At 70.8% G+C, this 11,921-nt stretch carries 6 protein-coding genes; 2 read left to right on the forward strand and 4 right to left on the reverse strand.

Annotated features, from left to right (window positions below):
* Positions 1 to 2 precede the first annotated feature (2 nt).
* Entirely contained in the window at positions 3 to 2,531 is a 2,529-nt protein-coding gene (locus ACGF7Y_RS28875; protein ID WP_393239091.1) for an ABC transporter permease, read from the forward strand.
* 601 nt (positions 2,532 to 3,132) lie between these two features.
* Positions 3,133 to 3,954 (forward strand): phosphatase PAP2 family protein, encoded by an 822-nt coding sequence (locus ACGF7Y_RS28880; protein ID WP_393239094.1) that lies wholly within the window; start codon positions 3,133 to 3,135, stop codon positions 3,952 to 3,954.
* A gap of 255 nt (positions 3,955 to 4,209) precedes the next feature.
* Here the strand turns inward: ACGF7Y_RS28880 and ACGF7Y_RS28885 are convergent, their stop codons facing one another.
* The 4 genes from ACGF7Y_RS28885 to ACGF7Y_RS28900 form a co-directional block, all read right to left on the reverse strand.
* Entirely contained in the window at positions 4,210 to 5,367 is a 1,158-nt protein-coding gene (locus ACGF7Y_RS28885) for a VWA domain-containing protein (protein WP_393239097.1), read from the reverse strand.
* Positions 5,368 to 5,503: 136 nt separating this feature from the next.
* Positions 5,504 to 7,912 carry a DUF5682 family protein gene (locus ACGF7Y_RS28890; protein ID WP_393239100.1) on the reverse strand — a complete coding sequence of 803 codons (2,409 nt, stop codon included), beginning with the start codon at positions 7,910 to 7,912 and terminating at the stop codon, positions 5,504 to 5,506.
* Entirely contained in the window at positions 7,909 to 9,009 is a 1,101-nt protein-coding gene (locus ACGF7Y_RS28895) for an AAA family ATPase (protein WP_062973846.1), read from the reverse strand. Before ACGF7Y_RS28895 ends, ACGF7Y_RS28890 begins: the two co-directional genes overlap by 4 nt.
* Positions 9,006 to 11,873, reverse strand: a complete 2,868-nt coding sequence (locus ACGF7Y_RS28900) for a DUF5691 domain-containing protein (RefSeq protein WP_393239103.1) — start codon at positions 11,871 to 11,873, stop codon at positions 9,006 to 9,008. The genes ACGF7Y_RS28895 and ACGF7Y_RS28900 overlap by 4 nt, the downstream gene beginning before the upstream one ends.
* Positions 11,874 to 11,921: the final 48 nt, after the last annotated feature.

The raw sequence follows: 11,921 nt of genomic DNA on the forward strand, positions 1-11,921 counted from the left end.
TGATGGCCGGAAGTCCGATGCGCAAAGTCGCGCTGCGCAACCTCGCCGCGCACAAGGTGCGGCTCGCGCTGACCCTGTTGTCGGTGGTGCTCGGGACCGCGTTCATCGCGGGTTCGTTCGTGTTCACCGACACGCTGCAGAGCACTTTCGACGGAATCTTCGCCAACGAGGCGAAGGGCGTCGACGTCCGGGTGAGCCCGAAGGAGCGCCAAGCGCAGGGCGTGCCCAACAACGTGGTGGACGAGCTGGTGAAGTATCCGGGCGTCCGCACGGTCGCGCCGAGCGTGAACGGACCGGTGGTCCTGCTCGATCCGTTGGGCAAGAAAGCGGTGCAGACCGGCGGGGCGCCGACGTTGGGCAAGTCGTACCTGCCGCCGGAGAAGGCCGTCGCGGAGCCGGAGAAGTTCTTGCAGGGCGTCCCGCCCGCCCGGCCCGGCGAGATCGCGCTCAATACCGGCGGAGCCGAGCGGGCCGGGCTGAAGATCGGTGACCGGACGAAGATCCTCATCCCCTCCCAGCCCGATCCCATCGATGTGACCCTCACCGGCATCTACGAAGTCCCGTCCGACACCGGCGGCTTCATCGGGGTGCTGTTCGACGACACGCAGGCGCGCAAGTTGTTCACCGACGGCTTGCACGTCGCCTACGTGGATCTCGCGGCCACCGGCATCCCCGGGGACGAACTGCGCGACAACCTCGCGCAAGAGCTGACCGGCTACAAGGTGCAGAACGGCGACCAGGTGCGTGCGGACCTGAAGAAGGAAGTCTCCAACGCGCTGAACTTCATCAACTACTTCCTGCTCGCCTTCGGCGCGATCGCACTGATCGTGGGCACGTTCATCATCTACAACACGTTCTCGATGATCGTCGCGCAACGGCTGCGGGAGCTGGCGCTGCTGCGCGCGGTCGGCGCGAGCAGGCAGCAGGTCGGCACGTCGGTGGTGGCGGAGGCGTTCGTCATCGGGTTGATCGGCAGTGTGATCGGCCTGGCGGGCGGTGTCGGGCTGGCGTTCGGATTGTCGGCGGTGCTCAACGCTTTCGACCTCGGGTTGCCGACCGGCTCGATGGCGGTGCGTCCGCGCACCATCGCGGTGGGGCTGCTGGTCGGTCTCGCGGTGACGATGGTGAGCGCCTACGCGCCCGCTCGCCGCGCCTCGCGGATTCCGCCGGTGCAGGCCATGCGCGAGGAGTTCGCGTCGGCGGGGGAGTCGCTGCGCCTGCGCACGATCTGCGGCGTGGTGCTCGCCGTGCTCGGCGCGGGGTTCGTCGTGCTCGGTGCGCAGCGCACCGGTGGCACGGCGGCCGCCACGGTCGGTGTCGGCGCGCTCGGGCTGATCTTCGCGGTGCTGCTCGCCGCGCCGGCGCTGTCGCGGCCGCTGGTCGGTGGGCTCGGTGCGCTGGTGCGCCCGTTCGGACCGATCGGGCGGATGGCGCGCAACAACGCCTCACGCAATCCTCGCCGTACCGCCGCGACGGCGTTCGCGCTCACTCTGGGACTCATGCTGGTCTCGGCGATCGGCATGCTGGGCGCCTCGGCGAAGGCCAGCGTCGGTGTTCTCGTCGACAAGGGCGTGCGCGCCGACTACGTGCTGGCGGGACCGCAATTGCTCGGCGTGCCGTTCGGCGCGGCCGACGCAGCGCGCACCCAGGTGCCGGGAGTGGAACAAGCTGTGGGCATGCGGGGCGCCGGGTTCAAGCTCGGCGACGAGCAGGTGTTCGCCTCGTCGCCGGACGGTCCGCTGGCCGGCGTGCTGAACTACGAGATCGTGCGCGGCAGCGACGCCCTGGGCGCCAGGGACGTGCTCGTGTCGGAGGACGAGGCCGGTGACCGGGGATGGAAGGTCGGCGACCAGGTGACCCCGACCAGTGTGGACGGCAAGAAGGTTCCGCTCACCGTGACCGGGGTGTACAAGAAGAACCCGCTGCTCGGTCCGATGGTGGTGTCGCAGACGGTTTACGACGAGGTCGTCCCGCTGAACTTCCGGACCAACTTCCTGGTGCTGATCAAGGCGCAGCCGGGCGCGAACCTCACCCAGATGCGCGCCGACCTGGAGAAGGCCACCGAGCAGTTCGTGGTGGTGCAGGTGCAGGACCGCGAGGAGTTCAAAGGCGCGCAGGGCAAGCAGATCAACACCCTGCTGGCCATCCTGTACGGCCTGCTCGCCTTGGCGGTGGTGATCGCGATCCTCGGCATCGTCAACACGCTCGCGCTGTCGGTGGTGGAGCGACGCAGGGAGATCGGCATGCTGCGCGCGGTCGGTATGCAGCGCGCCCAAGTGCGCCGGACGATCTACCTGGAGTCGATGCTGATCGCGGTGTTCGGCGCGATCGTCGGCATGCTGCTCGGGCTGGGGCTCGGCGTCGGTTTCCTACGCACGCTGCGTGATTTCGGCCTCGACCAGATCGCCATCCCGTGGGGTCAGCTGGTGCTGGTCCTGATCAGCTCGGCGGTCGTCGGGGTGCTGGCCGCCCTCTGGCCGGGGGTCCGGGCGGCGCGCACGCCGCCACTGGCGGCCATCGCCGACCTCTGAAAGGCCCGTGCGGCGCACGTCCATCGTGCGCCGCACGCGGCGGTTGCCGACCAGGGGCCGGTATACCGCCGAGTTGTCACATCTGTGCGAAGACGTCCACGCCCTCCCGGATCTCTCCGCGACTCGGCGGTCGGCGCAGCGGAGGATGAACATCGCGTTGTCGGTGACGGATCAGCCGGTCGGTGGCAGGCCCCGGTACTCGCGCCGGGGTGTGCCACGGTGACCGTGTTCCCGAAGACGACTTCGTCCCCTCGGCGATTACATCCTCGATCGGCCGGAACCGCCGCCGATCCAGGATTCCGCCGCGATCATCGGCAACGGCATCAGGGATCAGTTCCCTTTCGCGCGGGCACCGGACGGCGATAGATCGCTTCAGCACAGCTCCACGTACCCGGTGACACCATCACCGACGCTCTCCGATCGGGCGGCATGAATCGCGAGTTCACTTGTGTCGCAAGTGAACTCGTTTCTCGGCGTGCCGGTGTCTGTCCCGTCACATCTTGCTGAAGTTGTCGGTTTCGTAGTGTTAGGTTAAACGGAGGTTACCACTCCACTTAATTCTCGGTAAACGGCCTGATTCAACGGGGAAGGAGGCCGCGCGATGGTCGCTGTGGACTTCGGTGCCGGACTGGAGTTCGCGCCGGGGGGAGTCGTCGAACGGGTGCGGGCGGCCGTACGCGGTCGCGGCGGCGAGGCGGTCGGGCAGCTCGTCCTCATCACGGTGCTCTACCTCGGCTATCGCGCGGGACGGCTGATCACCGCCGACGACACCGGGCGCGCGATGGTCAACGCGCACGGTCTGCTCGGCTTCGAAAGACGGCTCGGCCTGCTGGACGAGCGCACGGTTCAGGCATTGTTCCTCGACCGCGAGTTCCTCGCCGTTCCGGCCAACTTCTACTACGCCAGTGCGCATTTCACCGTAGCCGTCGGGGTCTTGTTATGGCTGTGGGTATTTCGCCCGGGTCACTATCGCTGGACCAGGAACCTCATGGTGGCGCTCACCGGAGCCGCGCTCGTGGTGCACATACTGGTCCCGCTCGCACCGCCGCGCATGCTGCCCGATCAGGGCTTCATCGATCTGGCCGCGCGGTACGGCCAATCCGTCTACGGCGACGCCGATTCCGGCGGGCTTTCCAATCAGTTCGCGGCCATGCCCTCGCTGCACGTCGGCTGGGCGCTGCTGCTCGGGGTGGCGGTGGTCGCCGCGACTCGCACGCCGTGGCGCTGGCTCGCGCTGGTCCATCCGGTGCTGACCACGGTCGTGGTCGTGGGCACCGCCAACCACTATTGGCTGGACACGATGGTCGCTGTCGGATTGCTGGCGGTGTCCGCCGCCCTGCATCCCTTCGTGGTCCCCGCTGCGGCCACCGCCTGGGGCGTGATGGGTCCTGTCTCGAGGAAACCCGTGCCGAACCGCTCGTAGTGGTTGCGCACACGCCCGGCGGAGCTGCCCGGAAAAGCTCGCCGCGGCGCGTACGATCGCAGAGCCGTCCTGTTCGCCCGTCCGGACAAGGAGTTGCCGTGGAGCCGATGACGATCCCGAATCTGCTGTCCTGGCTTGCGATCCAAGTGTTCTCCCTGCTGGGGGGATTCCCCGGGGGTTACCCCGGCTGACCCGTTCCGGCCGCGGCTCGCGCGCCCTCCGTTCCTTGACCGTCGTCGCGGTGTGCAGGCCGATTCAGTGGCGGGCGGCGTTGGCGTGCGCCCAGGCCTGGACGTCTCCGCGATCGAGAGCCAGCGCCAGTAGCTCCGGGAATTTGTCGGGCGTGCAGGCGAAGGCCGGGATACCCAGCGCGGCGAGGGCCGCTGCGTTGTCGTGATCGAAGGCGGGCGCGCCGTCGTCGGAGAGCGCGAGCAGCACGACGACCTGCACGCCGGACTCCTGCATCGAGCGGACGCGGCGCAGCATCTCGTCGCGGATGCCGCCCTCGTAGAGGTCGGAGATCAAGACGAACAACGTGTCGGCCGGGCGGGTGACCAGGGACCGGCAATAGGCGAGAGCCCGGTTGATGTCGGTGCCGCCGCCCAGTTGCGTGCCGAACAGCACCTCCACCGGGTCGTCGAGTTTGTCGGTCAGATCGACGATCTCGGTGTCGAAGACCACCATCGAGGTGCGCAGCGACCGCATCGAGGCGAGCACCGCGCCGAACACCGACGCGTAGACGACGCTCGCGGCCATCGAACCGGACTGATCGATGGCCAGCACCACATCGCGCCGCACCGCTTGGGCCTTGCGGCCGTAGCCGACCAGGCGTTCGGGGACCACGGTGCGATGCTCGGGCAGGTAGGTGGCGAGGTTCTTGCGAATCGTGCGATCCCAGTCGATGTCTCGCAGTCTCGGCCGGGTGACGCGGGCAGCGCGGTTCAGCGCGCCGGAGACCGCGGCGACGGTCTGCGCCGCGACGCGCTGCTCGATCTCCCGCACCACTTTCTCCACCACCATGCGCGCGGTCGCCTTGGTGGTCTCGGGCATCACCCGGTTCAGGCTCAGCAGGGTGCCGACCAGGTGCACGTCGGGCTCCACCGCCTCGAGCAGTTCCGGCTCCAGCAGCAACTGGGTGAGGTCGAGCCGTTCCACGGCGTCGCGCTGCATGACCTCGACGACGGAGGCGGGGAAGTAGCTGCGAATGTCGCCGAGCCAGCGGGCCACCCGAGGGGCCGAGCCCTGCAAACCGCCGGTGCGCTTGCCGGGCGAGGTCTCGTCATCGGTGTTGTACAGCGCCGACAGCGCCCGATCCATGGCCGCGTCCGTGCCGGAGCCCAGCCCGCCCAGTCCTTCCTCCGCGGCCGCGCCGAGCACCAACCGCCATCGCCGAGACTGTGCTTCGCCGGTCATGCCCTGTCCTCCCCGATGTGAGGGCGGACTCCGCGGCCGTCTGGCCGCGCTGCCTGATCACTCATGCTCTGTCCTTCCCGGCAGGTCCAGGGGTACTCGGTGGTTGGGCTGCGCCGCCGCCTCCGGTTTTGACCTCTCATACCGTCACCCCCAAGATCTCCGCCGCAGTGCGCACCGCGGCTGTGGCCCGGTCCACGTCGATGCCCGCGACGGCCGACGCGGCGGCGACCGATCCGCCGTCGCGGACCGCCTGCCCGATCGCGCGGCGCTCACCCGATTCGAACGCGCCGAACGTGCGGCGCAGCAGCGGCAGGGTTTCCACGAATGTGTCGTCGCCGAGCCCGCGCAGCCAGTCGTCGATGAGCCGCAACAGTTCCCGGTCGTGCACCAGCAACAGACCGCGACCGCCGAGAAACCCGTCGATCCACGCCGCCTTGGCCGCGGCGGTGGCGCCCACCGACAGCGCCGCGGAGAGTCTGCGCGCGGCTTCGGCGTCGTCGATGCGGCCCGCGTCGGCGAGCAAACGGACGGCGCGCCCCACCAGCGCGCCGTGCACGTCGTCGCGGTCGGCGACGCGGCGCAGCGCGGCCAGCCACTCGCCGGTGGCCCAGTCGTCGTCCCTGGTGTGGATGGCGGTGTGCGCCGCGTCCAGGAGACCGCGCAACTCGGTGGCGGCGTCGGTGTCCAATCCGGTCACCGCCGCCGACAGGCCCGCGCAGATGCGCACCAGCAGCCCGTCGGCGACATGGGCCAGAGCCTTGGTGTCGGTGCCGCGCACATCGCCGTAACGCAGTGTCCGGATCAGGCCGGGCAGCGCGGCCAGCAGGTGGGTGACGTCGTGGTCGAGCGCCGCGGTGGATTCCAGCCGGGCGATCAATCCGTCCGTGGCGCCGCCCAGGTCGGCCAGCAGCGCGACTTCCAGCTCGGCGGTCAGTTCGCCGACCGAGCGGTCGGCGCGGCTCGCGGTGTCGAGGATCTTCGACTCCGCCGCGCTGCGGATGGTGGTGCCCCAGCGCGAGGCCTCGATGATCGAGATCGCGTACTCGGGATGCCATCGCAGCGTCCAGGTCTCCCGGAAGGTGCCCGTGCTGCGGACCTCGCTGGTGGTGAGCGTGCCCCACTCGATGTCCAGGACCCGCAGCCGGTGCAACAGACGCGACCGCTCGACCTCGCGTTCCTTGCGCAGATCCAGGTCGACGGTGCGGATCGAGGGCTCCTGCTTCATCCGCAGCGACCGGATGGTGGCGCGCAGGTCAGCGTCCAGCGGCACGGTCGGCGTCTGCTCCGGAACGGCGCCGAGCGCCTCGCCGACGACGAGTTCACCGATCACCAACCGCAGCATCGTCTCGTCTCCGCCGCACAGCACTGACCGCGTGGCCTCGGTGACCTCCGACAGACCGGCGAGCGGGCGGGCGCGCAACGCGGCGAGGGCGTCGGCGAGCCGGACGGCTTCGATGACGTGCGCGCTGGAGACGGGCAGATCATGGGCGCGCAGCACGCCGGCCACCTTGGTCAGCCAGCGGGCGATCGGCCGCTCGGTCGCGGTGAACAGATGGTGGTACCAGCCGGGGGAGGTGACTCCCGCGCCGTAGCCGGAGGACGTGGACAGCCGCGAATGTGTCCACGGCACCCAGGTGAGCCGGGCTTTGGTCTTCGGCAGGCCTTTGAGCAACCGGGCGTCCGGCGCGGCGGGGCCGAGCGCGCCGGTGAGCGCGGGTGCGTGCCACGCACCGCACACCACCGCGAGCCGCCTCGCCCCGTCCTTGAGCGCCTTGCGCATCGTCTGGCGCATGTAGGCCTCGCGCCGCAGCGTGTGGGCGTCGACCACGAGTGGCTCGGATGGTGATTCGCGCGACGGCGCTTCGGCAATCGCTTCCGCGACCGAATCGGGCTCCGGCCCCGAATCGTCCGCAAGCTCCCCGGTGAGTTCGACCGCCGGCGGGTTGCGGACGGTCTCGACGTCCTCGCCGTTCGAGGGGTTCTCGTTCGCCTCCGGTGGGCCGGTTTCCGGCATCATGTCGCCCTGGCCGTCCGTGTGCTCGACGGATTCGCGCAGCGCGCCCATCGCCTCGGTGATCGCCTCGAACGCGTCGGTGTCCGGGACGGTCTCGACGACGGCGTCCCACCAGCGTTCGGCGTCGTCGTAGCCGCCCGCCTCGGCGAGCGCGGCCAGCGGATCGAACCGGTCGCCGGGCTCGTCCTCCGTCGCGAGCGTGACGGTGGCGGGCAGATCGCAGAACCGCACGGGCACGTCGTTGTCCACGGCGTAGCGCAGCGCCTGCCATTCGGGGGAGAACACCGCGTAGGGCCAGAACGCGGCCTTGGCGGGCGCGTCGGGGACGTAGGCCAGCAGCGCGACCGGCGGGGACATCCCTTCGGCGGCGACGAGGCCCACCAGCGGATCGGCGTCCGCGGGCCCCTCGATGAGAATCATGTCGGGCCGGAAGGCCGCCAAGGCCAGCCGCAGCGAGCGCGCCGACCCCGGACCGTGGTGGCGGATGCCGAAAACCCTTGTGGTCGCGGTGGTTTCGGTGCCGGAGGTCACCCGCTGACCTCACGGCAGGCGCGGTAGAAATCCGCCCAGTCGGGGCGCTCGCGGACCACGGCCTCGAGGTACTCGGTCCACACCACCGCATCGGCCACCGGATCCTTGATCACCGAACCGAGCACCGCGCCCGCGATGTCCGAGGCGCGCAGCACGCCGTCGCCGAAGTGTGCCGAGAGCGCGATCCCGTTGGTGATCACCGAGATCGCCTCGGCCGTGGACAGTGTGCCGGACGGCGACTTGAGCTTGGTCCGGCCGTCGGCGGTGCTGCCGGAGCGCAACTCACGGAAGACCCGCACCACCCTCCGCACCTCTTCGGCCGCCGCGGGCACGGTGGGCAGTTCCAGTGCGGCGCCGAGCTGCTCGACCCGCCTGCTGACGATGGCGACCTCCTCGTCCTCGCTCGCGGGCAGCGGCAGCACCACCGTGTTGAACCGGCGGCGCAGCGCGGAGGACAACTCGTTCACCCCGCGGTCGCGGTCGTTGGCGGTGGCGATGACGTTGAAGCCCTTGGCGGCCTGCACCTCCATGCCGAGTTCGGGCACCGGCAGGGTCTTCTCGGACAGGATGGTGATCAGCGCGTCCTGCACGTCCGACGGGATGCGAGTGAGCTCTTCCAGCCGGGCGATGGAGCCCGCCCGCATGGCCGTGAGCACCGGCGACGGCACCAGCGCCGCCTCGCTCGGCCCCTCCGCGAGCAGCCGCGCGTAGTTCCAGCCGTAGCGAATGGCCTCCTCGGCCGTGCCCGAGGTGCCCTGCACCAGCAGCGTCGACGCGCCGCTGATGGCGGCGGAAAGATGTTCCGACACCCAGGTCTTGGCGGTGCCCGGCACACCGAGCAGCAACAGCGCCCGGTCGGTGGCCAGCGTCGCGACCGCCACTTCCATGAGCCTGCGCGGGCCGACGTACTTGGGGGTGATCACCGTGCCGTCGGGCAGGGAGCCGCCGAGCAGGTAGGTGACCACCGCCCAGGGCGACAGTCGCCAGGACGGCGGGCGGGGCCGGTCGTCGGCGGCGGCGAGGGCGCGCAGCTCGTCGGCGTATGCCTGTTCGGCGTGGGGGCGCAGCAGATCCGGCGCCGGGTCGGTGGTGGTCACTGCAGCTCCTCGAGCATCATCGAGCGGTGGTTGAGGTCATGGGCGAGCTGGTCGAAGGCCCGCTCCCAGGCTGGATCGTCGCATCGGCGGGCCACCGCGGTCAGTGTGCCCGCGGCGGCGACGGGAAGGTGCACCGCGGCCGCCGCGAGCAGCGACCGGTGCGCGTTCGGTGCGGCGCCGTGTGTCTCGGGACGTCGCGCCGCCGCCCGCGCCCGCTCGAACAGCAGCAGGACCACGTGCTGGGCCAGCGCTTCCGGCCACGGATGGCCCATGGCGGGCAGCAGCGCCTCGATCTCGGAGAGCCACGAGCCGTCCAGCCGCGTCAGGTGCGCGGTCCGATCCGGCAGCGGCAGCAGCGCGAACAGCTCTCGCCTGCGCAGCATCGCCAGGTCCGTGGGCACACCCGCGTCGAACAGCGCTCGCGCCCATGCCGAATCGCGTTGCGCCAGAGCGGCATCCACCCAACCGTCGAAGATCGGCTGCCGGAACCGGTCGTCGATCGTGGCGCGCACCGCCTGCTGTGGTGTGCCGAGCACACCGGCCCAGTGCGCGAGCGGGGTGGCGGCGACCACCTGCCGGAGCCGGGCCGCGGATACGTCGGGCGCGCCGTTCCAGCGGTAGGCGAATTCGGTCGTGCGGTCGGTTATCCCATCGCGCTGTGCGGCGGCGTCGAGCGTATCCGGCAGTGTGAGCAGCACATTCGTGTGCAGCATCCGGTGCTCGGCGCGGATCCACGCGTTCGCCCGCTCACGCATCCGCTGGGAGAACGCCGATTCCGGCAGCAGGGCGAGCAGTCCGGCGGCGGTGCGGCGCACGTCCGCGCGCCGGTCGTCCAGCGCCGCTTCCAGCAGGGGCTCGTCGTCGGGGCCGAGCCGGTCGGCGAGCACGGCCAGCAGTTCGGCCTTCAGCGGCCCGGTTTCCTTCGGCCACGCCGCGGTCAGTGCCGCCCTGGCCGCGCCCGCGTCGTCGCGCCGGAGTTCGGCGAGCCAGTCGCGGCGCTCGGGCGGCCGGCCGAACAGCCAGGTGTCGGTGGAGCGCTCGGACGCGGTGGACGGCTGCCGGGTCAGGTCGCGCCAGTCCGGATGCCGGGCCGCCAGCCAGCTGCCGCGGGCGCCCGCGAGCCGGAGCAGCGGCTCGCGCAAGGTGGCATTGATCTTCGCGTGCTCGAGCAGTTGCTCGCAGAGCGCGTCCGGCGCCCGGTAATCGTGCGGTCGCGCCGCGTCGAACCATTCGGGCAGAAACGCCGAGCGCTCCCGCAGCATGCGGGACAGGCGTGCCGCCGCGGCGCGCGGCAACGACGGGCGCGGATCGTCCGCGGCGGGCTCGGGTGGGGCCGCGGTGGCAGGTTCGAGGCCGCCACGGAGGAAAAGGTCTTGCAGCGCGGCTGTTTCGAGGAGCCGCACCGCGGGATCGCTCGGCAACCGATTCGCCGCGCGCTCGATCGACGGTGCGAGCGCGGCGAGATCCGGCGTTCGGCGTGCGGTGCCCAGCAACGCGACGGACGTGAGGTCCGCGCCGCCGGCCGACCCGGCGGGTGGTTGGGACGAATCGGATCCGAAAACCTCGGTGCGCACCAGGTCGACGACCGCACCGGTGGTGAACACCGAAATCGGCTCCAGCCCGTCGGCGCTCCACTCGCCGACCACGGTCACCGGATGACCACCGGAGACGGCCAGCAGTGTCCACGGTTGCTCGCCCGGCCGGATCGGCAGCGCCGTGCCGTCGGATTCGGTGACATACCAGCCTTGTTCGGTGCGGGTGGGCACCACGTCGGCCAGCAGCATCGGCCAGGAACGCAACCACGGATCGGCGCCCAGCGCCGACGCGTGCGCGGCCAGCGCGGCGGCGATCGTAGCGGGACTGTCGGCGGCGGGCAGTGTGGTGAAAGGTTCGGCGGCGCTGTGCCGTTCCCCCCACAGTGCACGCAGCGGCGCGGCGCCCGGATAGAAATGCAGCTGCGCGTCGGCCATCTGCCCGAGCGCGGGAACGTCGGCGGGGAAGCCGGGGGACCCGAAGGAATGGTCGACCACCAGCGCCCATCGTCTGCTTTCCCGCCCGTACAGCCAGGTCCGCCGGGTGTAGAGGCGCTCGTCCTCGGTGATCCGCGATCCGAACACCATCCATCGGTCGCGGGCCGGAGGTTCGGCGCGCACCGCCTCGGCCGGGTTGGGATAGCCGACGTGGGTTCGGATGGTGGCGCGCAGCGCGGGAGCCACCGAGTCGAGCTGGCGGTGCGCGGCGATCAGCAGGTGCATCCGCGCGTACTCGCGCAGCACCACATCGGGCCAGTCGGTTCTGGTGGCGATGGCGACCGGGAGCCTGCGCAGGGCGGAGGCGAGGCCGGGTGCCTGCGCGTCGACCATTCTGGCGGCCACGGCCTCGAAGGCACGATACGAGCGGTCGGCCTGCGCGAGGCCGGTGCGTACCTGATCACCGAGCCAGACGTCGAGTTCCGCCAAGCCTGCGGTCACCCGCACCCGCCGCTGTTCGGCGGTGGCCGGGTTCGCGGTGCGCGGCCGGTCCGCGGTCGCGGTGGCCCGCGCCGCACGGCCGCCGATCCACGACGCCGCGTAGTCGGCGGTCTCGGGAACGAGGGCGACCTCGCCCGCGGCCCAGCGCAGCAACAGCGACAGCGCGTGTTTGCAGGGGAACTTGCGGCTCGGGCAAGAGCACCGATATGCCGGGCCGGACAGATCGACGATCGTCTGATACGGCGTGGCGCCGCTGCCCTGGCACTGACCCCACAGCGCCGTGCCGTGCTGCCCGCACTCCCGCCAGCGGCTCACCAGCTTGCGGGCCGCCGACAGTGAATTCGCGTCCGGCGCCAGCGCCGTGACCTGGTCTTCGGTCCACGGCGTCGTCATCGGGAGGCTCCAGCTCGGTGGTGGCTCATCGCCTTCCTTCGTTGCTCG

Origin of the sequence: Nocardia sp. NPDC047654 (genome assembly GCF_043205035.1) — a bacterium.
In the GTDB taxonomy this organism is placed as follows: Bacteria; Actinomycetota; Actinomycetes; order Mycobacteriales; family Mycobacteriaceae; genus Nocardia.